Raw genomic sequence first — 22,578 nt, 5'->3', positions numbered from 1 at the left:
TCGTTCGATTTCTAGTTCAGTTATGCCTAAAATGGCACCTGCGTGGGACATCGGCTTATCTCCATTAAATGATCTTCGCAAAATCAGTTTAATGAATGCTGATGTCCCCCGTTAATGATGAAGAGCCAGACTCAAGAACACCTCAAGAATCAGCACCTAGCACGATGGTCGTGTGGGGTGAGACAAATTCATCTGGAATGAATTTGAACGCCTGCAAGGCGGCCCGTCAGGGCGAGGGCATGGACAGCCCGAGTAGCCAGCGCGGTTCGACTAAAACGCCAGGAGCGTTTTAGAACATCGGAGGAACGACGATGACCCGAAGGGTGGAGGACAGGAAGTCCGGAATACAAATTCGTCCGGAACGAATTTATTCACTACCTCCCTGTAGTTCACCTGCTACGCAGGCCAGCTAACGCTGTTCTGATTTGCTCCAGGCAAATCTTGGTGGAACATCGCCGTCGTATGGCGATGGCCCGAAGGGCAAAATACAGGACGTATTTTGTAATCCAGCACAACATGCTCAATACCAGCCCTGCCAAACAAAGTACCTAATTGAAACGTTAAACGATTGAAAAACCAGTGTTTGAGAGAGATCCTGAAAAAATTTCAGGATGACGTTGCCCCCAGCCTCTTAGGCGGCCCGTCAGGGCGAGGGCATGGATAGCCCGAGTAGCCAGCACGGTTCGACTAAAACGCCAGGAGCGTTTAAGAACATCGGAGGAACGAGGATGACCCGAAGGGTGGAGGACAGGAAGTCCGGAATACAAATTCGTCCGGAACGAATTTATTCACTACCTCCCTGTAGTTCACCTGCTACGCAGGCCAGCTAACGCTGTTCTGATTTGCTCCAGGCAAATCTTGGTGGATCGCCGCATTTTACTCGCCACCTCCATGTGGTTCGTCCTGCGGACCAGCTAAAGCTGTTGATGGTTGTTCCAGACAACCATGCCGGCGGAGCCCGCATAGCCTGCCACGCACCTCGTGCGGGGGAAAATACAAGCCATATACTGCAATCCAGCACAATATCCTTAACGCCAGCCTTGTCAGTCACAGTACCTCGCCCCGCATTGAGACATTCGACTTTTAATAAGCCGGTAGTTTGACCAAGCTCCCGAAAACATAACGGGGGGACGACGGGGCAAAGATCTGATAACCCTCTTTCTGCCCCCAAACAAAAAAACGCCGGACAAAGCCGGCGTTCTATTGAGGAGTCAAGCGTCCAGTCAGTTGGCCTTAAGCGCCCGCAGCCTGGGTTCGGCCAGTTTCCTTGCCGAAGTATCAGGGTATTCTCTGATGACCTGCTCAAAGAGCTGTTGGGCTCTTGCCAGGTTGGACTGATTCTGAGCAATCATACCCAGTTTCAACAGGGAGTCGGCGCGTTTGTTGGAATCGGTGTAGCGGTTCACAACTTTGTCAAAATGCGCCGACGAGGCAGCCCATTCCTGTTTGTTAAACAGCAACTGCCCCAGCCAGTAGTGCGCATTGGCAGCGTACTCTGAGTTGGGATAAGACTGCAAAAAAGCTTCAAACTCAGGTATCGCCTGATCATAACGTTTGTCACGCAGTATCAGGTTCACTGCCCGGTCATAGGCTTCGTTCTCCCCTACCCCGGCGGGTTGAGAAGAAGAAGGCGTCGACTGGGGAGTGGGTGCCTGATAGGTACCTTGTTGCTGTTGCTGGGACATCATGGTCATCTGATTGGCAGAATTGGCCAACACGGCTTCCATGCGTTTGTCGATTTCCAGGTAAAGCTCACGCTGGCGTTCCAGGATCTGCTCCAGCTTGTGGCTGTGCAGCTCCACGGCGCCGCGCAATTCATTGACCTCATTCTGTAACAGATCCAACTGCTCCTGCACACTGTGCTGGGCATTGGCTCGGGCCTCAACCATGCGTTCCAGGGCAGCCATACGGGTGCTGAGGCTGCCTGAGGTCACATCGGAAACGGGAGCCTGGGCATAAACCGGAGCTCCCGCAATGAGACATGCAACAGTAAGACTGCGTAGGATCATGCCGTTATCTTATCTGTAAACCAGCACGCCACGACGGTTCTTGGCGAAGGCCGCTTCCGTCATGCTGCTATCCAGAGGCTTCTCTTCGCCATAAGAGACGACAGAGATCTGAGAGCTGCTGACACCTGCATTTTGCATATAGGTGGCAATGGACTTGGCGCGTCGCTCACCCAGGGCGATGTTGTACTCAGGTGTGCCACGGCTGTCGGCATGTCCTTCGATGGTAACGGTCTCGCTGGGATTTTTGACCAGGAAAGCCGCATGCTTGTCCAGGATGCTGTAGTACTGGGAATCGATGGTAGAACGGTCAAAATCGAAATAAACCATCTGCTGGTTTTGCAACGCGTCGAGCTCTTCACGCTTGATTTCTTCTGCAGATTTAACCCGTTCAACGGTACCGGTCTGAACGGAGGAATCCTGATCCGTGGTGGTCTGGGCCTGATTAGTGGCCGCCGCCTGATCCTCAACCTGGCTGCTGGAAGAACAAGCCATCAGGGTGATGACAGGTAGAGCAATAATCATGCCCTTGAATACTTTGTTAAGTTGCATTCTCGAGTTCCTTATTTTTTTCAAAGGTAGAAACTAATTACATTAAAAAAGGCGACCAACTTGGCGATTTAACCTGTCCATCGGCGGCAGGTAATCTTGCCTTGAAGCGCCCATCCAGCGAAACCAGCGATAGCACTTGCTTTCTGTTATGCAAGGTACTGTATATTATCATACTGCCATTTGGCGCAATACTGGGTGACTCATCCAAATAGGTTTTAGTGAGCACCTGCATCAAGCCGCTGTCCATATCCAGCCTGGCAATGTGGTAATTGCCATTGGTCCGGTTGACCATGACCAATTCTTTACCATTGGGTGCGACGGTTCCACCCAGATTCATATCGCCCTCAAAAGTGAGCCGACGAATCTTTCCCGATGATAAATTTACGCGATATAACTGAGGTTTACCACCCCGTTCTGAAGTAAAGATAATGTTTTGCCCGTCTGGCGTCCAACTGGGTTCGGTATCGATATTTCTACTATCTGTCAGTTGCCGCAATTGACGGCTGGCCAAATCCATGATGTAGATATCAGGATTCCCGTCCTTGGACAGCACCATTGCCATTTGCTTGCCGTCTGGTGAGAATTGCGGCGCGCTGTTGATGCCGGGGAAATCGGTCAGCCGGGTCCGGCTCATGGTGTAGATGTCCTGGATATAAATTTGTGAGCGCTGATTTTCGAAACTCACATAGGCCAGCTTGGTGCCATCCGGTGACCAGACCGGCGACATCAGCGGTTCCTTGGAGCGTAGCAGGACGGTTTCGTTAACGCCGTCATAGTCGGCGACAACCAACTGATAGGGAAATTGCTCTTTTTGCCGGTCTCTGACGATGACATAGGCAATACGAGTCAAAAAGGCGCCCCTTTCTCCCGTGAGCTTTTCATAGACGATGTCGGAAATCCGGTGGCCATGCTGACGAAAACTGTTGCCGTCGATGACATGCTGGCGGTTGGCCAGCAGATGATCATTGCTACTGACCAGTTTGCCGTTGCTGAGCATCTGCGCCTTGCCCCCGGTAATCTGGCCACGTATCACGTCGATCAGTTCGAACGACACGGTATAGCGATCCACCGACTCCTGCTCCACCTTGCCAACGAGGATAGCTTCCACCCCCTTGGCAGACCAGGCGGCATAATCCACTTCGGCGTCACTGCCGGGAAACTGCGGCATATTAGCGGTATCAACAGGGCGGAACTTACCACTACGGGTCAGGTCCGCAGCAATCACTTCGGCAATGCGCTCGGGCATAACCCCTGGTCCTTTCCATTTAAAGGGCACAATGCCTATGGGACGGGCGGTGTCTATTCCTTCGGTAATCACAATTTCCAGGGTCGCCTGACTGCTGAAACTGCAGGCAACAACCAACATGGCAAATAAGAGTCTCTTCATCACAGGTTTGGCTCTACGGTTAAGTTAATATTTCTAAGTTGTTCAAATACATCCGGCTCGGGTGAGACGGGCAACGTCTCTGCCCGGTATACGGCGGTTTGAGCCGCACGGCACAGGATGGCATCCCCCTGCAGCACCGATACCTGTGTTACCAGGCCATTGGAGGCCAGGCGGATATTCAGGCGACAGGATTTACCCTTCATTGAAGCATCGACTATCAGATGACGCTGGATAGTCTGCTTGATAAGCGCTGTGTACTTCTGCAGCTCAGACAATACCTGACGGCTGCGGGCCCTGGCTCTCGCCTGTTGTTCGGCCTGAAGCTGCTCCTGCATCTGCCTTTCCTGCTCAGCCCGCTCGGCGGCCTCTTTACGCTTACGTTCCTCTTCAGCGGCCTTGCGTTCACGCTCCTTACGTTCTTTTTCTTCTTTTTCCTTACGCTCTTTGGCTTCTTTTTCCGCCTTAAGGCGCTCCTGCTCTTTGCGTTTACGCTCTTCCTCGGCCTTTTTTTCTTGTTCTTTCTTCTTGCGCAAGGCATCGGCGGCAGCGGCCTCCGCACGGCGCTTGTCTTCCAGTTGCTGCTGGCGCTTCTGCTCGACCTCCCTGGCCTTGCGCTGAGCCTCTTCTATCTTCTGCTGCTCGGCTCGGCGCACCGCTTCTTTCTTGTCTTCTATACGTTGGTAATATTCTTCCACCGCAGCCTGATCTATGGCGACAGCCTGCACCACATTGACATCCAACGCCTCAGGGATGGGCGGCGGCGAGCTGAAGATATCGCCCGCCATCAGCATCACGAACAAGCCCAGATGCAGCGCTCCTGAGGTGACCAGCGGCCCCTTGAAGTTGCCCATTACTGCTCCGATGAATCCGTCATCAGGCCTACCGAAGGCACACCCGCCCGTTGCAGCAGTACCATCAGTTGAACCACCTCGTTGTACGGTACCCGACCATCCCCTTTTACAACCACAGGGGTGTCTGGTTCCTGTTGCAGTTGTTTGGCCACCAGCACAGCCAGATCTTCGGCTGACATGGGGGTGTCCTGACTGTTGCCGACGTTGAGGAAATATTCGCCTTCGGCATTGACTGAGGCCACCATGGGCGGCTTGCTGTCTTCAGACAACGCCTCGGCTGAGGCCTTGGGCAGTTCCACCTTCACCCCCTGTGTGATCAGAGGCGCTGTCACCATAAAGATAATCAACAGCACCAGCATCACGTCGATATAAGGAACGACATTGATTTCCGATACGGGCTTGCGGCGTTTTCTCTCGTACATGCGCCCTCCTAAGCAACCTGCTCAACGCTGGCGTGGGACTGACGATGCAGGATGCTGGAGAACTCTTCCATGAAATTGGCGTAGCTGTTTTCCAGCTTTTCTACCTGGTGGCTGAATCTGTTGTAGGCGATAACTGCAGGAATGGCGGCGAACAAACCCATGGCCGTGGCGATCAGCGCCTCGGCAATCCCCGGCGCCACCATTGAAAGGGTGGCTTGCTGCACTTCGCCCAGAGCGATAAAGGCATTCATGATGCCCCAGACCGTTCCAAACAGGCCGATATAGGGGCTGATGGAACCGGCTGTGGCCAGAAACGGCAAATGGCTTTCCAGAGCATCCACTTCACGGGACAGGGAGACCCGCATGGCGCGATACGTTCCGTCCATCACGGCCTGTGGCGAGGCGCCACCGCCCTTGCGCAGTCGGGCAAACTCCTTGAAGCCGGCGACAAACAGGCTGGCCATGCCGGAAACCTGGGCACGCGCGGAGATTTCCTGGAACAGGCGGTTCAGATCGCCGCCGGACCAGAATTTATCCTCGAACTTGCGTACTTCAAGACGGGCTTCCTTGAGGGCCTTACTGCGTTGGAAAATAAACGCCCAGGACACCACAGAGGTCGCCAATAATAAGATCATCACGAGTTTGACAAGAAGACTGGCCTGCCAAAACAGGCCAAAGAAAGACATTTCACCTGACACTGGTTAGTTCCCCTAAAATAAAGGCTGGAATAGGCATGGGTCTCATATTGACAAGATCCACGCAAGCCACCCTGACCTTCGCGCTTACCAAGCTTCTATTGTTATGATTTAAAATACTTTGCTGAAACAGCAAACTGGCGCGCTTTAATTCTACAAGCTGTGATTCAACTCTCAACAACTCATTGAATCTGGCGGCGGCCTGATAGTCTATTTCCACCCGTTTGACGACAAAACCCAGGCTTTGTTCCAACAGGCTGTCCTGTTCTATTCCCAGTGAGCGCAACCATTCCGTTCGCGCTCTTTCCAGAAACTTGAGGTAGTTGGCGTAATAGACGATGCCGCCCGCATCCGTATCTTCATAATACACCCGGATATCGTGGCTGTGAGTGATCACTTGAAGCGCCCTCCTGGTACCTGCAAGTATTGTTTGTTAGCAACGCTACCATCTGATGGGCAGGATACCAAGCCAAACCGCCTGCTGTCAGAGGTTATCTGTCTCAACTGATGAAAATTCATACCCAAAATCCGGGTCTTTCGAAGGGAGCAGCCGAAGCTGGCTATTTGCTCATATGGCCGGGGGAAAAGAAATAGCCCCAGCAGAATATTTCATCCTCAATGAATAAATACCCAGTTAAGGTGAAAATGTTTCCACTGCGCCAGGTGGCAATAGGTTTTTTAATCGTTCAATATTCACCCAAATCAGAAACATCACATTTTTAAAGGGCTGAAGGAGCATTATTACCAAAAGATGGCAAAGGGGGAATTATACATTCCGCTTACACATTACTTTTACTAATCCCATTCTGCAAAAAAAACTCAGTTGTGCGGGGCCGGCAAATGCCTAAAATACGCAGCGTATTCTGAGCTAGCGCACGATGTATCATCTTCTTGCCCAGATGCACTTGTCACATCTCCTGTTGACATGTTCCCTGGAAAGGGTTTCCTTTTCCTTCAACACTTGTTGCTTTGCCCGCCTTATTGGCGGGCTTTTTTTGCGTGATTTCCAACAATATTAGGCTACTGCTCATGCTCGCTGATAAAGGCACCTATCAAATTGTGTAGCACTGTCATCTCGAATGCAGGTCTGTGGCCGGTACGTTCTATTGTCGTGAGTTTGAGCTGGTTCAGGCACCCTTGGTACGCTGCTGTGTTTGCGGCTTTATTATCAGTAGTCAGGCCTGCCTCCTGCCAATCTTCAGTATTATTGGCACACCGGTTGATTTGAGCAAAATGCGTCATTGTCTCCTGGACACTTGCGATACCATCCGCCCGACCTTCAAAAGGAACGTCAAGATCTGATAAACCGTGAATATGATGTATCGCCACTCCTGTTGCTGGCTGACAGTTCTCTATAGTCCCACGGATCTGCCCGGCAATAGATATCAGGCCGGCAAACTGCTCAGGAATCTCGCAGGCCAGCTGATACGCCATAAAGCCGCCTGCTGAATATCCTAAAACGAAAACTCTGCTGCGGTCCCCCTGATGCTTCTCAACCAAATCATCGACAAGCGCCTGCATGAATTGTGAATCCTTACTCAGTATTCCATCATTTTCAATCTGGCTACTCCAACCCCAGTTCCCTGCCCCAAATGGCAAAGCAACAAGATAACCTTCAGATGCAGCCATATCAGTAACGTGGAGATAGGCATTTAACTCGTTGGGGCTGCCCGGGGCGCCATGTAAGCCAATCAAAATGGGGGCATTGGCGGTATTCGCTGGCTTTTCCAGGATATAGAGCCCTTTTCCAAAGGCTCCGTCTACAGCAGCACATGTCTGAGTGGTGGAAATAGTCCCACAAGCTGATGCTTCACCCGCTGGAGGTGGCACTGGCTTAGAGTCCGATGAGGAACCACCACAAGCGCTCAATATTAAGGTAGCAAGCAGGGAAAGTTGTAAGTTTTTTGATGATTTCATAAAGCACTCCATTGATACATCTCGGCCCCATCCGGATGCATTTATTTAAACTGACAAGAGAGTGCGGAGGCTTTACAAGACAGGCAACTCATAAAGGATGATGAAGTTGTGATGAATAGGTGATTAAGGTATAAGCCTGTTACCCAGGCCAATATCAGTCGGACACGATGCAGGACGCGCGCCCTCTACCCACATTGTTTGACATTGCCGGTGCCACTGTCGATGTACAGGAACGCCAGATTCATATTCAGGGAAAAAGCTATAGCTGTGAACCCAAGGTGTTCGATTTACTGATACTGTTTTGTCAGTATCCCAATGAGCTGATTACCAGAGACTTGTTAATCGAAAAAGTATGGTTGGGACGGATAGTGAGTGAAAACGCTATCAATCGAGCCATTTCTCAGCTACGAAAATTTCTTGCCAATATAGACGAAAAGCTGGATTTCGTGGTGACAGTGCCACGCCTCGGCTATCGATTTGTTATCCCTATTGAATTGGTTTTACCAGACTCAACACCTGTCGATAAAAAGAATAAGGCGGCCTCCAGACAAACATTCCTTAACGTGACAGTAACTGTGGCCGTAGTATTACTATTGGCTTCCCTCACGACGGTGGTCCTGTTATTCAACGAGCCTATTGCCCCTGTAGGATCGGAGCCAATTAAGCTTTCCACTCCAAAGAGCATAACCAGCTTTAAAGGCCGCTCACGCCAACCTCATCTTTCTCCTGACGGCAACAAGCTGGCATTTGTATATCAGACATCACAGACTTCCTTCAGCCACCTTTACCTTAGAGATCTGTCTACAAAGGAACAAATAGCCTTAACCCAGGATCAGGCCTGGGACAGAAGGCCAAGATGGAGCCCTGACGGAAAGAGTTTACTATTTGTTCGCTACAGGACAGAGACAGGACAAACCAGTTGTCACTTGATGTTACTGGAATTTAAGAATACAGAAGTCTCAGAGGGCACGGAAAAAGAGCTGTTTGAATGCGAGCCCAGTTCTGACCCTGTATTGGATTGGTCGATGGATAACGACAGTTTTTTCTATGCTGAACGGACCAGTAACGCCCAGCCTTATTCTATTTACCGCTATCATTTATCGACCAAGAGTAAGCATCAATTGTCTTTACCGCCTACTCAAAATAATCTTCTTGGAGATTACTTTGTGGCAGCTAACAATGCAGGTCAACTGGTGATCCTGCAATATCGTGAGAATCAGCAAACTCGAATTCTGATCAAAGACAGCACCAACGGCCTGGTTTCCCACGATATCACCGTGAGTGGACGTATTCCTCAAATCGCCTGGGCAAACTATTCTCCTGCCCTTTATTACAGTGTAGGAAATGAGTTGTATTACCTTGATCTTGCGAGCCAACAGTCAACCAGTGCTTTCCATATGGGCAAGTATATCGATTCGTTTGCCGTAGCAGCGAATGACCAGTCTCTGTTTATCAGCGGCCACTTGCGAGATACAGATATCTGGACAAAAGACCAGAAAGGACAAGCGTACCGTCTGATAGATTCCAGTAAGCTGGATATGATGCCCCGATGGTCCAATACCAGACAAGCCCTTGCTTTTGTCTCAGATCGTACTGGTCAATACGAATTCTGGCTCCGGGATAGCCAGAAACAGGAACGGCAGTTGTCAAAGTTGCCCTTCAAATTAGAATCAACTCAGTTTTCCTGGTCTGCTGATGACAAACTGTTGTTGTTTCAACATAACGGTGCACTTTATACACTCGACGTCGATAGTGGCGAGATGGCTCAGTTGTTAGACGAGTCCGCCAAAGCCTATGCGGCGAACTGGTCCGGAGACGGCCAATCAGTTATTTACGGTACAAACAGCAGCGGCGACTGGCAGCTGCGAAAATATGATATTGCCACAAAGAATAACATCCAGTTGACTCAGAACGGCGGCTACAGTGGCTTGCTGCACAAAAATGGCAAAGAACTATTTCTGACAAAATTTCATCAGGACGGTTTGTGGCAATTAGACCTCAGTGACGGTTCTGAAGAATTTATCTCACAAGATGTGGAAAAGATTAACTGGCGAAACTGGCAAATTATCGATCAAGGCTTGGTTTATTATCAAAGGCTGGGAGAGGTTCCAGGCCTGTATCTGCACCCCTGGAGTGGGGGTAAAGCCAGAATTCTCTGGCCTGTCCCGCAGGGTTTTATCCATCAGTACTCGGTATCTGACAACGGAAAGCGCTTGTTTTACACCCACTTAAACGAATTGCAAAGTGATATCTATCGGTTAGACGTCACCCAGGATTAAGTTCGAACATCAAACCCCAGATGCAAAAACGCCCGCTGGGTGGCTATACGGCCTCGTGGGGTGCGTTGCAAAAAGCCCTGCTGGATCAGAAAAGGTTCGATGACATCCTCAATGGTGTCTTTTTCTTCACCGATGGCAGCGGCTAAATTATCCAGGCCAACAGGCCCGCCGTTGAACTTGTCGATAATGGCGTTGAGCAGCTTGCGATCCATATAATCGAAGCCTTCCTTATCCACATCCAGCATATCCAGCGCCTGGGCGGCCACCAGGGCGCTGATCAAGCCATTGGCCTTGACCTCGGCGTAGTCCCGGACCCGCCTTAGCAACCGATTGGCAATACGGGGGGTGCCACGGGCCCGCCTGGCCACTTCCAGGGCGCCCTCATCATCCAACTGAAGATTCAGGTAGCTGGCCGAACGCTTCACAATCTGAGTCAGGTCCCTGACATTGTAGAATTCCAGCCGCTGGACTATGCCAAACCTGTCTCTCAGGGGGGAGGTCAGTGAGCCGGCCCGGGTGGTTGCCCCCACCAGGGTAAAAGGGGGTAATTCCAGTTTGATGGAGCGGGCCGCCGGGCCCTCCCCTATCATGATATCCAGTTGATAATCCTCCATGGCCGGATAAAGGATTTCTTCCACCACCGGACTCAGACGATGTATTTCATCGATAAAGAGGACATCATGCTCCTCCAGGTTGGTCAGTAGCGCCGCCAAATCACCGGCCTTTTCCAGTACCGGGCCGGAGGTGGTCTTGATATTCACCCCCATCTCGTTGGCGACGATATTGGCCAGAGTGGTTTTGCCCAACCCTGGCGGGCCGAAAATCAGCAGATGATCCAGGGCGTCCTGGCGATTTCTGGCCGCCTGGATAAAGATCTCCATCTGCTCTCGTACATGGTCCTGGCCAGTGTAATCCGCCAGCAACTTTGGCCGGATAGCGCGATCGATCACTTCATCTTCTGAACTGGCTGCGGGCTGGACCAGACGGTCGGCTTCAATCATCTTTTACCCTTGTTTTAAAGCATGGAACGCAGGGCGTCGCGTATCAGCACTTCGCTGCTGATCCCGTCCCGGTACAGAGTGTCCACGGTTTTAGTGGCCACAGGTAATTTGTACCCCAGGGCCACCAGGGCGCTGATGGCCTCGTCCTTGGGATCGTTGGACACCACGAAGGTATTCTCTATCTTGCCGGGTGAAGAGGCAATACTGCTTCCCCTGGGATCCTCACCCATAAAGTGCGCCAGCCTGTCTTTCATCTCCACCAGCAGCCGCTCGGCCGTCTTGCGCCCGACTCCCGGCAGTTTAATCAGGGCGTTGACGTCCTGATGCTGCACGCAAAACACGAACTGACTGGCCGACATGCCGGAGAGAATCGTCAGGGCCAGCTTGGGGCCGACACCGTTGGCCTTGATCAGCTCACGGAACAGGGCCCGCTCGGACTTGCTGGCAAAACCAAACAAGAGCTGAGCATCTTCGCGCACCACAAAATGGGTATAGACGGTGGCTTCCTGCCCCAGCTCCGGCAACTGATAGAAACTGGTCATGGGGAGTTGGATCTCATACCCCACCCCGGCCGCTTCAATCAGAACCTCCGGCGGCTGCTTTTCGATTAATACCCCTCGAATACGACCTATCATTGTTGTTCCTGCTGTAAATACTGTCTCACACGGTGACCGCAGTGCCTCTGCGTGATATTAAATTATTTTCTTAACCGGCCGCGGACCGTTTTACTGGCCTGGCCGGCCAGCTTGATCAGGCTTTGCTGGGTATGTCCGTGGCACAGAGCCACGGCCAGAGCATCGGCGGCATCGGCCTGGGGCCGGCCTGGGAGCTTCAGCAGGTAAGTGACCATATGTTGCACCTGCTCTTTGCTGGCACTGCCCTTGCCCACTACTGCCTGTTTGATTTGTCTGGCTGAATACTCAAACACCGGCAGGCCCTGATTGGTCCCCGCCACGATAGCTGCGCCTCTGGCCTGACCAAGTTTCAAGGCCGAATCCGGATTGCGCGCCATGAATACCTGCTCCACTGCCATCTGATCCGGCTGGAACTGGCTGATCAACTCAGTAACGCCATTGAAAATCTGTTGCAGACGCCCTGGCAACTCGCCGTCTGGCAGGCGGATACAGCCACTGCCCAGGTATTCGAACTTGCTGCCGACCTGGCGCAACAGTCCGTATCCTGTGAGTCTGGAGCCGGGATCAATGCCCAGAATAATGGCCATGATTCAATCGCTTCTTTGTTCTGCAAAGCCCGTTTTCAACAAATCCAGAATGGCATTTTTATTGGTGGCGGACCATACCTTTTGCGCCGCCTCAGTCGCAGGCAACCAGACATAATCACTGTGCTCTGTCAGTTGCACCGGCTGGCCGCTTCTGACCTGCAGATAAAACAGGTACTCGGTATTGAGGGTAACGCCGGGCTCATATCTGTGCCGCCACTGTGGGCGTATCTCATACTGGTGTTGTTCACCGCAATCCAGCAGCGGGTAACCATGGGCGTCAATATCAATGCCGGTTTCTTCCCGGACTTCACGCTGCGCCGTTTCGGCAGGCGTCTCATCCGGCTCCATGGAGCCGGTCACGGATTGCCAGAAATTGGAATCATCCAGGCGCTGCATGACCAATACGTGCCGGCGCTCATCATAAATGATCACCAGCACGGATTTTGGCAGCTTATACCTCATTCAGCCGGTTTAACGGTCTGTATGGCCAGTTCCCTGAGGGCGTCAGGATTGGCCGGTGAGGGCGCATCCGTCAGCGGACAAGCAGCGGTGGTCGTTTTGGGGAAGGCCATCACATCACGGATGGAGGTAGCGCCGGTCATCAACATCACCATCCGATCCAGACCAAAGGCCAGGCCGGCATGGGGCGGCGCACCGTACCTGAGCGCCTCAAGCAGGAACCCGAACTTAAGTTGGGCCTCTTCATCGCTGATCCCCAGGATACGAAACACTTCGGCCTGCATGGCCTGGTCGTGGATACGCACCGATCCCCCGCCCAGCTCCACCCCGTTTAGCACCATGTCATAGGCATTGGAGACGGCGTTCTGCGGATCGGCCGCCAACTGCTCTGCCGACAGGTCACGGGGAGAGGTGAAGGGATGATGCAGGGCATGCAGTTGACCATCCGCTTCCTCAAACATGGGGAAGTCCACGACCCACAGGGGACGCCAGTCACCCTGCAACAGGCCCAGATCCTCGCCAAGCTTCAGGCGCAGGGCGCCCAGGGCTTCGGTCACCACGGTTTTATTGTCAGCTCCGAACAACAGGATATCGCCGCTTTGTGCGCCGGTTCTTTCCAGCAGGGCGCTGGCCACTTCTTCGCCGAGAAACTTGAGGATGGGTGATTGCAATCCATCCAAGCCGGCAGCTTTGTCATTCACCTTTAACCAGGCCAGCCCCTTGGCCCCGTAAATACCGACAAAATTACCGTAATCATCAAGCTGTTTGCGTGACAGGCTGGCGCCGCCAGGCACCTTGATCACTGTAACCCGACCTTTGGAATCGTTGGCCGGGCCGCTGAACACCTTGAACTCCACGTTTTTGACCAGATCGGCCACGTCCACCAGTTCCAGCGGGTTGCGCAAATCGGGCTTGTCACTGCCAAAACGTTGCATGGCTTCGGCGTAAGTCATACGCGGGAAGTCGCCCAGCTCCACATGGAGCAGTTCCTTGAAGAGTGAACGAATCATCCCTTCGGTAATCGCCATCACGCCATCGGCGTCCAGAAAGGAGGTCTCGATATCGATCTGGGTAAATTCCGGCTGACGGTCAGCGCGCAGATCCTCGTCGCGGAAACATTTGACGATCTGGTAGTAGCGGTCCATACCGGACATCATCAGCAACTGCTTGAACAACTGAGGCGACTGGGGCAGCGCAAAGAACTCGCCTTTATGGGTGCGGCTAGGTACCAGATAATCCCGTGCCCCTTCCGGGGTCGCCTTGGTAAGAATGGGGGTTTCGATATCCAGAAAGCCTTCATTTTCCAGGTAACGGCGCACCGCGCCTGTTACTTTGGCGCGAAACATCAGGCGCTGGGTCATCAGCGGCCGGCGCAGATCCAGGTAACGATACTTTAAGCGTTGCTCTTCGGAGTTTTCCTGATTGAAATCCAGCGGCAGCGGGGCGGCCTTATTTAACACGGTCAGACCTTTGCCCAGGATTTCGATTTCGCCCGTGCTCATCTCCCGGTTGACCTGCCCTTCCGGGCGGGGACGCACCAGGCCCTGGATCTGCACGCAGAATTCGTTACGCACCTTGTTGGCCTGCTCAAACACCTCGGCCAGATCGGGATCGTAAACCACCTGCACTATTCCCTGGCGGTCGCGCAGGTCTAGAAAGATAACGCCTCCCAGATCCCGACGTCGATTAACCCACCCTGTGAGGGTCACTTCCTGTCCGATATACGATGCATTGATATTGCCGCAATAGTCTGTGCGCATGGAAAAACACCTGTTAATTCTTCTGTACCAGCCGCCCTGATTCCGGCGGCGAAAAATGAGGAAAACCAAAGGGCGCCTAGTATACCCAAACCGCGTGAATATGCGAGGAGCGCTTCTCTGCGGAAACGGCCTTTTGCTACACTGCCGGCCAGATTCGGTGAAGAGGTCCCAGTATGCAGCAATACAACGGTCAGTTGATGACGGGCTGCCCCATGTGGCACCAGGATGGCTGGCGGGGCCGCTGGTTTCCGGCCGACAGCAGGCCGGAGCAAAGCCTGATGCATTACAGCCGGGTATTTAATACCGTCGAGGGCAACACCAGTTTTTATCAGCTTCCCTCTGCTGCCAGCATCGAACGCTGGCGGCAGGCGGTGCCGGAACACTTTCGTTTCTGCTTCAAGTTTCACCAAAGCATCAGCCACCACAACATGCTGATGGGTGTAGAACAATTATGTCAGGATTTTCTGGATCGTTTTGAGCCACTGCAAGACAAGATTGGCTGCTTTATGCTGCAGCTGTCCGCCAGCTTTTCTCCGGAACATCTGCCGCGACTGGCAGCCTTTCTCACCCGCTTACCGGGCCGGTATCGCTACGGGGTGGAAGTACGTCATCCGGCGTTTTTCGCCAAGGGTGAACACGAGCGTCGATTTAATCGCCTCCTGATGGATCATGGGGTCAACCGCGTCATCATGGACACCCGCCCCCTGTTTGCTGCTGCCGGGAGTGACGGCTTACTGGGAGAGGTCAAACAGAAGAAACCCCGCCTGCCGGTGAATGTCATCGCCACCGGTGATACGCCCGTGGTGCGTTTTGTTGGCCATCCCCAGTTGCCCGCCAATCGGCCTTTCTACCAGAGCTGGCAACAAAAGATTGACCAATGGATAGAACAGGGCAAGACCCCTTATCTGTTCTTCCATATGCCAGACAACGAGCAGGCACCATGGCTGGCCGAGCAGTGTCTTGAAGACTGGCCGGGCTGCCCGCCCTTCCGCATCAGCCTGCCCAGCCAGGCGGCTCAAAGCAGTTTGTTTTAAGTGCTCCAAAGCCGCTTCGGACCTGTTGCCGGTTTGCGACGACCGGTCGGCATCGGCACCCACCCGGCAGGAAAAAGAAAACCCCGGTGAGGTTATCACCGGGGTTTTATTAAGGTTGCAATGGAATTAGCGGGAAGCGACTTCCTGAACCACTTTCAACTCGTCGTTTACCTCTTTGACATCATTGGCATTCTTGGCAATGGTCACTGCCAATTGCTTCTCGGCATCGGAGCCAACGTCGCCGGTCAGGGTCACCACGCCGTTTTCCACATCCACATCAATGTCTGTTCCTGAAATATCAGAATCAAACAGGAAGCGTGACTTGATTACAGTGGCGATTTTGGCATCCACCAGCTCTGACGTGGTATCCGTATCGGCTGTATCAGAGTTTTTGGCGTAGTCCATATCACCTTCATCGCTGTCAGACATGTCGTCATCTGACGACAGTATTGTCAGTTGATTATCCACATCCTTGACGCCGTCAATCCCTTCCACCAGCTCTTCAGCCAGCTTTTTATCCACCGATTTGTCTACCTTACCGGTCAGGGTCACTTTGCCGTTTTGTACGTCGGTATTGATATCAAAAGAATTAAGGTTACCGTTGAACAGCAGCGTGGCCTCAGCTTTGCCGTCTATCCAGGCATCCTTGGCGCCTCGTTCCCAGTTGTTCTGGTCGGCTTTACCTTCACCCGCCTGGGCGCCGGTGGCGGCAACCAGTGCAGTTGCCATCGCGAGAGAGAGAATTGAACGTTTCATAAGGATCTCCTTTCTTGAGTTAATTCTCACTGAACTACCATTCCAGAACCATGCCAGTTTGCACACCAGGCAGAGACTCCCGGACGCGCATCGCCATGCACCCGCTAACGCAGTATTTACCATCAGAAGTGAAATTCCTGCATTCTGACCGGCCACAGACTAGGCCGGCAGGCCGCTCCAATGACTCAGAGACCGCTATACTCTGTTGGCAGGATGGACAACCATTGCAATGAAAAAAGGAGGAACCATGCCATATCTGGATACCGGGGAGGGGCACGAACTTTATTACGAGGTACAGGGACAAAATAGCAACCAGCCCCCCATACTCTTTGTCCACGGCGGTCCTGGCGCTGCCTGCCGTGAACAGGACCAGCGACTGTTTGCAGGGATCAATCGCCCCGTTATTTATCTGGATCAACGGGGATGCGGCAAGAGTCGTTACCAGGACCCATTTAAAAACAACCGCACCGAAAATCTGGTGCAGGACATTGAGCTGCTACGCCAGGCCATCGGCACCGACAAGCTGATACTGGCCGGAGGAAGCTGGGGCAGCACACTCAGCCTCTGCTACGCCATCGCTCACCCCGAACATATTGAAAGAATGATTCTGTGGGGGATCTTTCTGTGCCGACAGGCTGAGCTGGACTGGTTTTACCGAAACGGTGCCAGCATGCTGTTTCCTGAGGAATATGAACATTTCATGGCTCCCATACAGGGGGCAGATGATCCGGTTTCGGCTTATTATCGCAAGGTCACAGAAGGGACCTTCAAGGACAGAGCCAATGCCGCCAGTCATTGGGCCAGATGGGAGGCGGTCAATTCCTTCATCGAGCCCAATGAGGAAACCCTGCAGAATTTCAGCGATCCCGAATCCAGCCTGCCGATGGTGATGCTGGAAAGCTGGTATTTTATGAACCGGGGATTTATTGACGAGGACCATATTCTCAAGCAGGCCCATCTGCTGAAGCATATCCCCATTAGTCTGGTGCACGGTCGCTATGACACTATCTGTCCGATCCAGTCAGCCTGGCTGCTCAGCCACCAGCTTAAGCATGCCAGTCTGCATGTGTCACCACTGGCCGCCCACGACGCTTCCGAGGCGCAGAACTTTACCGCCCTGCGTGAACTATTGCTGGCCACCAATGCCGATTAGTTTTCTGTACCTCGAAAATCCCTGTTTACCTGAGTCAGGCACGAAGGCCATAATCATTGCTGTGCAGGCAGAGGGTCGGTTGTTTGAAATCTCGTGGTGAATATCTCAAGTCGCTGGTGGAAGCCAACACCCGCGATGACGTTGTCAATATTGTCGCCCTGGCCGAACAGCTGGGCTGTGCGCTGTTGATAGAGCAAGCCAACGTTCCTGAGAAAGGGGTGTTAGTGCCCCCAAACCGTAAAAGAATCGAGAGGCCGCTGATACTGTTGCAAAAAAGCAACAGTCAGGAGGAGAACCATACCCTTATCGCCCTGTTGCTGGCCGATTACATACTGCACAACGACCCCAACCGTACCCGGCGTTTTGGCTGCGACACGTTTTTTCTGCGTGAGCTGCGCCAGTTTCGCACCTCCCGGCAGTTGTTTCTGGCCACCCGCCTGGCCATGCCGGAGAGCGTTATTGAAAAGGTCAGCGACCTGAATTTCGATACCCTGGCCTATGCCAGGCGCAGCCGGTTGCTGAACAATTTTATCAACTGCGTTTTCCACAGCACCGAGGTGGGGGGCTTGCTGGGCATGATCGATTCGCTGGATATCGGTCCGGCCAATCTGCTGAGACTCTGATGCTCCCCTTCCCAAGCGCATGGCAGGGGGATGCTAGACTGTTACCTGTTTAATTGACCATAAGTGTCTTCCATAAAGACCAAAGGGAGTTTGCCCGATGAAATTTCGCTTTCCCATCATCATCATCGATGAAGATTTCCGCTCCGAGAATATTTCCGGCTCCGCCATTCGCGATCTGGCCACCGCCATCGACACCGAAGGCATGGAAGTGGTGGGCTTTACCAGCTATGGGGATTTGACCTCCTTTGCCCAGCAGTCCAGTCGCGCCTCCGCCTTTATCGTGTCCATCGACGATGAGGAATTTATCACCGGCGATGACGAAACCGTGGCCAAGGCGGTGATGGCCATCGGCAACTTTATCCGCGAAGTGCGCCGCCACAATGCCAGGGTGCCGATTTTCCTGTATGGCGAGACCAAAACCGCGCGGCACTTCTCCAATGATGTGCTGCGCGAGTTACATGGGTTTATCCATATGTTTGAGGACACCCCCGAGTTCGTCGCCCGGCATATTATCCGTGAAGCGAAAAAGTACCTGCGCGAACTGGCGCCACCCTTTTTCAATGCCCTGATGGACTACGCCAGCGACGGCTCCTATTCCTGGCACTGTCCGGGCCATTCTGGCGGGGTGGCATTTTTAAAAAGTCCGGTGGGCCAGATGTTCCATCAGTTCTTCGGCGAGAACATGCTGCGCGCCGATGTGTGCAACTCGGTGGAAGAACTGGGCCAGTTGCTTGATCACACCGGACCTGTGGCCGACAGTGAGCAGAATGCCGCGCGTATCTTCGGCTGTGACCATTTGTTTTTTGTCACCAACGGTACCTCCACCTCCAACAAGGTGGTGTGGCACAGCACGGTGGCGCCGGGCGACATTGTGGTAGTGGATCGCAACTGCCACAAGTCCATTTTGCACTCCATTATCATGACCGGCGCCATTCCGGTATTTCTGATGCCCACCCGCAATCACTACGGCATTATCGGCCCCATTCCCAAGAGTGAGTTCGATCCCAAAACCATTGAGAAGAAGATCAATGCCAATCCCTTTGCCCGCAATGCCGAGAATAAGAAGCCGCGCATTCTGACCCTGACCCAGAGCACCTATGACGGGGTGGTCTATAACGTGGAGCAGATCAAACAAACCCTTGGCGACACCATCGATACCCTGCATTTCGATGAGGCCTGGCTGCCCCACGCCGCCTTCCATGAGTTTTACCAGAACATGCATGCCATCAGAGCTGGCCGGCCGCGCAGTAAAGACCCGTTGGTGTTTTCCACCCAGTCCACCCATAAGCTGCTGGCGGGATTATCCCAGGCCTCGCAAATCCTGGTGCAGGACAGTGAAAAGCGAAAACTGGATCGGTTCCGCTTCAACGAGTCCTATCTGATGCACTCGTCCACCAGCCCGCAGTACGCCATTATTGCCTCCTGTGATGTGACCGCGGCCATGATGGAGCCGCCGGGCGGCCGCACCCTGGTGGAAGAATCCCTGACCGAGGCGATTAATTTTCGCCATGCCATGCGCCAGGTAGATGAAGAGTTTGGTGAGGACTGGTGGTTCAAGGTTTGGGGACCGGACGTCTTGCCCGAAGACAGTATGGCCCGTCAGGAAGACTGGGTGATCAAAGACTCCGACAACTGGCACGGTTTTGGTGATATTGAAACCGGCTTCAATATGCTCGATCCCATCAAGGCAACCATCATCACACCGGGACTGGATCTGCACGGTCGTTTCGATGAAATGGGTATTCCGGCGGCCATCGTCACCAAGTACCTGGCCGAGCACAATATTATTATCGAAAAGACTGGCCTGTATTCGTTCTTTATCATGTTCACCATCGGCATTACCAAGGGCCGCTGGAACTCCCTGGTCACCGAATTGCAGCAGTTTAAGGACGATTATGACAACAACCTGCCCATCTGGCGGGTGATGCCGGAATTCGCCGCCGAGCAGCCACGCTATGAGCGCATGGGCCTGAAGGATCTGTGTACGCAAATCCACCAGGTGTACCGGGAATTTGATGTGGCCAGGATCACCAAGGACATGTACCTGTCCGATTTTATTCCGGCCATGCCACCGGCCGAGGCCTGGTCCTATATGGCTCACCGCAAGGTGGAACGGGTACCCATCGACGAGCTGGAGGGCCGTATCACTGCCATGCTGGTCACCCCCTACCCGCCGGGTATACCGCTGTTAATCCCGGGCGAGCGCTATAACGCCACCATCGTCAAGTACCTGCAGTTTGTGCGTGAATTCAATGGCCGCTTCCCGGGTTTGGAGTCCGACGTCCATGGCCTGGTACGTGAAACCATCGATGGCGAGACCCAGTATTTTGTGGATGTGGTGAAACAGGACTGACACCGACGGCTCAGGAGGCGTTATTGCTTGGCAGGCCGATGGGATGAATGCGCAGGTAATGGCGGATGTGGTCTCGCAGGCATTTGGCCCGCTCATTAAGCAAGCGGCCGCTGGGCCAGATGGCGTAGATTTCCCTGACATCCCCCTGCCAGGCGGGCAATACCAGCACCAGATCGCCTGTGGCAAGCTCGGCCATGACTTCTGTCAGCGGCAACAGGGCAATGCCCTGCCCGTCCAGGGCCAGGTACTTGATAAAGCCGGTATCGTTGGACAGCGCACTGAGTTTGGGATACAGCTCAAACTCAGTGCCTGCCGCTGGCGTCTGCAATTGCCAGCGCGGCGACAGATTGGTGCCCACCAGGCGGTGGTCGCGCAGGTCTGAGGGGTGTGATGGCCGGCCATGTATGCTCAGATAACCCGGGGAAGCCACCAGCACCTTGTCGATCTGCCCCAGTTTCTGCTGGTACAGCTGAGAGTCCGGCTGGGGACCGATACGCAGGGCGAAGTCGGCTTGTTGGGCAACTATGTCCTGCAACTGGTTGCCCAGAATCAGTTCCAGCCGGATGGCCGGATACCCCCGGGTAAAACTTATCCACATGGGCCGCAGATAACCGTGGGAAATATTGCTCGGCGCGAGTACCCGAAGGTGACCGCGTAAAGATTTCATATCTGAACTCAGTTGCTGCCGGGTCTGCTCAAATTGCTCCACCAGATGCGCATAAGCCTGATAGTACACCTCCCCTTCCTGGGTCAGGACTAACTGGCGTGATGAACGATGTAGCAACTGGCTGCCCAGTTTTTGTTCCAGTTTTTGCAGACGCCGGGTCACGGTGGCCGCGGGCAGTGACAGCGCCTGGGCGGCTTTGGACAGGCCCCCTTGCTGCACCACATGAATAAACAAGGCAATATAGTCGAGCATGATTCCATTTATGCAATTTAAGATTGATAAATTGCACCTATTTGAAGTATTGGAATCAGATTATGATATGCCTCGCTGGATTTGGGAAGGCGAACCCGTCGCCCACCGGCCCAGCCACCCGTTTATCGTTTTATGCAAGGTAAGCCATCATGATCCCCGTTAAATATGCCAGTTATGTGTTTTCCTTTTTTATGTCATTGCTGATGTCCGGCATTATGTCGCTGGCCATCTCCATCATTAATCTGGGTTGGGTGGACAATATGCTGTCCATCTGGCTCAGGGCCTGGAGCATGGCCTTTATTATCGCCTTTCCCACTATTATCGCGGTGACGCCCGTGGTGAGAAAACTGGTGTCGCTGGTCCTTGCCAGACAACCGGCCAACTCCTGAGGTGAATCATGGACACTCAGCACATTGGGGCCGTGGTAATTATCGGCATTGGTGCCACCCTGCTCATGGATGGTTGGGCCTGGCTTTTACGTCGCCTATTTGCAATTCCGTCGCTGAACTTCTGTCTGGTGGGCCGCTGGTTTGGTCATATGCCCACAGGCATCTTTCGTCATAACGCTATTGGCAAGGCCGAAGCCAAGCCCTTTGAATGCCTGCTCGGCTGGACAGTCCATTATCTCATTGGCATTGTCTTTGCCGGGGCGCTGGTGTGGCTGACATCGGCGAAATGGCTGGATGCGCCCACCCTCCTCCCCGCTCTGCTGTTTGGTGCAGTAACGGTGCTGGCGCCTTTTCTGGTGATGCAACCCGCCCTGGGCATGGGCCTGGCGGCGAGTAAAGCGCCCTCCCCCTGGCAGGCCCGGAGTAAGAGTCTGCTCACCCATCTGGTGTTTGGCTTGGGGCTGTATCTGTCCGCCTGGCTGTTAAATCTATAGGGGACCTAATCCAGGTTCTACAGTGCCTCAAGGCTATCCGGATCCCCTAAGTTTCTTCGTCGTCCCGAGTTCCTTTCGGGAGCTTTATCCAACGGTTGTTTACCCTAAGTTTGAACCCCGATAAAGAAGGTAACAGGCAGCGCCGGATTGGCCTTGGCAGACACGCTGTGAACCCTTTAATTGCAGGCTTCCTGCCTTCATAAAAGTCCAGGTCGGGCTTCCTCTGTCCTTCCGTAAAAGGCTAAACGAGCTGTGCGCTCGCGCTCGTTTCGAGACGCCTTTTACCCCTGTACGCTCTTCGTCGAA

22 protein-coding genes are annotated in these 22,578 nt (G+C 53.3%); 7 read left to right on the top strand and 15 right to left on the bottom strand.

All coding sequences use genetic code 11. The features are described from left to right. Window positions 1-1,223: 1,223 nt before the first annotated feature. From ybgF to J0A66_RS20995, 8 genes are all read right to left on the bottom strand, one after another. Complete coding sequence (gene ybgF, locus J0A66_RS21030; protein WP_206575838.1) at window positions 1,224-2,009, bottom strand: tol-pal system protein YbgF; 786 nt, start codon at window positions 2,007-2,009, stop codon at window positions 1,224-1,226. 9 nt (window positions 2,010-2,018) lie between these two features. Further along, window positions 2,019-2,558 (bottom strand): peptidoglycan-associated lipoprotein Pal, encoded by a 540-nt coding sequence (pal, locus tag J0A66_RS21025; protein WP_206575837.1) that lies wholly within the window; start codon window positions 2,556-2,558, stop codon window positions 2,019-2,021. 37 nt (window positions 2,559-2,595) lie between these two features. Further along, window positions 2,596-3,945 (bottom strand): Tol-Pal system beta propeller repeat protein TolB, encoded by a 1,350-nt coding sequence (gene tolB / locus J0A66_RS21020; protein ID WP_206575836.1) that lies wholly within the window; start codon window positions 3,943-3,945, stop codon window positions 2,596-2,598. Further along, window positions 3,945-4,796, bottom strand: a complete 852-nt coding sequence (tolA, locus tag J0A66_RS21015; RefSeq protein WP_206575835.1) for a cell envelope integrity protein TolA — start codon at window positions 4,794-4,796, stop codon at window positions 3,945-3,947. The genes tolB and tolA overlap by 1 nt, the downstream gene beginning before the upstream one ends. After that, a complete protein-coding gene (tolR, locus tag J0A66_RS21010) occupies window positions 4,796-5,218 on the bottom strand; it encodes a protein TolR (RefSeq protein WP_206575834.1) in 423 nt (140 codons plus the stop codon). The genes tolA and tolR overlap by 1 nt, the downstream gene beginning before the upstream one ends. Window positions 5,219-5,226: 8 nt before the next feature. Next, window positions 5,227-5,916, bottom strand: coding sequence for a protein TolQ (gene tolQ / locus J0A66_RS21005; protein ID WP_206575833.1), 690 nt, complete (start codon window positions 5,914-5,916; stop codon window positions 5,227-5,229). Continuing rightward, a complete protein-coding gene (gene ybgC, locus J0A66_RS21000; RefSeq protein ID WP_206575832.1) occupies window positions 5,906-6,310 on the bottom strand; it encodes a tol-pal system-associated acyl-CoA thioesterase in 405 nt (134 codons plus the stop codon). The genes tolQ and ybgC overlap by 11 nt, the downstream gene beginning before the upstream one ends. A 623-nt stretch (window positions 6,311-6,933) precedes the next feature. Further along, on the bottom strand, window positions 6,934-7,830 hold the full coding sequence (locus J0A66_RS20995) for a CE1 family esterase (protein ID WP_206575831.1): 897 nt from the start codon (window positions 7,828-7,830) through the stop codon (window positions 6,934-6,936). A 167-nt stretch (window positions 7,831-7,997) separates the two neighbouring features. Here J0A66_RS20995 and J0A66_RS20990 point away from each other — a divergent pair, with 167 nt between their 5' ends. Next, complete coding sequence (locus tag J0A66_RS20990) at window positions 7,998-10,109, top strand: winged helix-turn-helix domain-containing protein (RefSeq protein ID WP_206575830.1); 2,112 nt, start codon at window positions 7,998-8,000, stop codon at window positions 10,107-10,109. Here the strand turns inward: J0A66_RS20990 and ruvB are convergent. The 5 genes from ruvB to aspS all read right to left on the bottom strand — a co-directional run bounded on the left by ruvB (window position 10,106) and on the right by aspS (window position 14,551). Beyond that, the gene (ruvB, locus tag J0A66_RS20985; RefSeq protein ID WP_206575829.1) at window positions 10,106-11,110 is read right to left on the bottom strand and encodes a Holliday junction branch migration DNA helicase RuvB; all 1,005 of its coding nucleotides are present in this window, start codon (window positions 11,108-11,110) and stop codon (window positions 10,106-10,108) included. The genes J0A66_RS20990 and ruvB overlap by 4 nt on opposite strands. Window positions 11,111-11,124: 14 nt before the next feature. After that, on the bottom strand, window positions 11,125-11,745 hold the full coding sequence (ruvA, locus tag J0A66_RS20980; protein WP_206575828.1) for a Holliday junction branch migration protein RuvA: 621 nt from the start codon (window positions 11,743-11,745) through the stop codon (window positions 11,125-11,127). A 62-nt stretch (window positions 11,746-11,807) separates the two neighbouring features. Then, window positions 11,808-12,332 carry a crossover junction endodeoxyribonuclease RuvC gene (gene ruvC, locus J0A66_RS20975; RefSeq protein WP_206575827.1) on the bottom strand — a complete coding sequence of 175 codons (525 nt, stop codon included), beginning with the start codon at window positions 12,330-12,332 and terminating at the stop codon, window positions 11,808-11,810. A 3-nt stretch (window positions 12,333-12,335) separates the two neighbouring features. After that, window positions 12,336-12,794 carry a dihydroneopterin triphosphate diphosphatase gene (gene nudB / locus J0A66_RS20970; RefSeq protein WP_206575826.1) on the bottom strand — a complete coding sequence of 153 codons (459 nt, stop codon included), beginning with the start codon at window positions 12,792-12,794 and terminating at the stop codon, window positions 12,336-12,338. After that, window positions 12,791-14,551, bottom strand: coding sequence for an aspartate--tRNA ligase (gene aspS, locus J0A66_RS20965; protein ID WP_206575825.1), 1,761 nt, complete (start codon window positions 14,549-14,551; stop codon window positions 12,791-12,793). The genes nudB and aspS overlap by 4 nt, the downstream gene beginning before the upstream one ends. A 173-nt stretch (window positions 14,552-14,724) precedes the next feature. Here aspS and J0A66_RS20960 point away from each other — a divergent pair, with 173 nt between their 5' ends. Next, window positions 14,725-15,585 (top strand): DUF72 domain-containing protein, encoded by an 861-nt coding sequence (locus tag J0A66_RS20960; RefSeq protein ID WP_206575824.1) that lies wholly within the window; start codon window positions 14,725-14,727, stop codon window positions 15,583-15,585. A 126-nt stretch (window positions 15,586-15,711) separates the two neighbouring features. Here J0A66_RS20960 and J0A66_RS20955 read toward each other — a convergent pair whose 3' ends face one another. Then, window positions 15,712-16,341, bottom strand: coding sequence for a BON domain-containing protein (locus tag J0A66_RS20955; protein ID WP_206575823.1), 630 nt, complete (start codon window positions 16,339-16,341; stop codon window positions 15,712-15,714). Between the two features lie 247 nt (window positions 16,342-16,588). Here J0A66_RS20955 and pip point away from each other — a divergent pair, with 247 nt between their 5' ends. The 3 genes from pip to J0A66_RS20940 all read left to right on the top strand — a co-directional run bounded on the left by pip (window position 16,589) and on the right by J0A66_RS20940 (window position 20,470). Continuing rightward, a complete protein-coding gene (gene pip / locus J0A66_RS20950) occupies window positions 16,589-17,494 on the top strand; it encodes a prolyl aminopeptidase (RefSeq protein WP_206575822.1) in 906 nt (301 codons plus the stop codon). Between the two features lie 83 nt (window positions 17,495-17,577). After that, entirely contained in the window at window positions 17,578-18,117 is a 540-nt protein-coding gene (locus tag J0A66_RS20945; protein WP_206575821.1) for a hypothetical protein, read from the top strand. Between the two features lie 97 nt (window positions 18,118-18,214). Beyond that, on the top strand, window positions 18,215-20,470 hold the full coding sequence (locus J0A66_RS20940) for an arginine/lysine/ornithine decarboxylase (RefSeq protein ID WP_206575820.1): 2,256 nt from the start codon (window positions 18,215-18,217) through the stop codon (window positions 20,468-20,470). Between the two features lie 10 nt (window positions 20,471-20,480). Here the strand turns inward: J0A66_RS20940 and J0A66_RS20935 are convergent, their stop codons facing one another. After that, window positions 20,481-21,389 (bottom strand): LysR family transcriptional regulator, encoded by a 909-nt coding sequence (locus J0A66_RS20935; protein WP_206575819.1) that lies wholly within the window; start codon window positions 21,387-21,389, stop codon window positions 20,481-20,483. Between the two features lie 149 nt (window positions 21,390-21,538). Here J0A66_RS20935 and J0A66_RS20930 point away from each other — a divergent pair, with 149 nt between their 5' ends. Together J0A66_RS20930 and J0A66_RS20925 are read left to right on the top strand one after the other, a co-directional pair. Continuing rightward, a complete protein-coding gene (locus J0A66_RS20930; RefSeq protein WP_206575818.1) occupies window positions 21,539-21,778 on the top strand; it encodes a DUF2798 domain-containing protein in 240 nt (79 codons plus the stop codon). Window positions 21,779-21,786: 8 nt separating this feature from the next. Next, a complete protein-coding gene (locus J0A66_RS20925; protein WP_206575817.1) occupies window positions 21,787-22,272 on the top strand; it encodes a DUF2938 domain-containing protein in 486 nt (161 codons plus the stop codon). The last annotated feature ends 306 nt before the right edge of the window (window positions 22,273-22,578 follow it).

The organism is Bowmanella dokdonensis (genome assembly GCF_017254865.1).
Classification (GTDB): Bacteria; Pseudomonadota; Gammaproteobacteria; order Enterobacterales; family Alteromonadaceae; genus Bowmanella; species Bowmanella dokdonensis.
The sequence above is the reverse complement of the archived record's forward strand: the minus strand, read 5'-3'. Positions and strand labels throughout refer to the sequence as shown.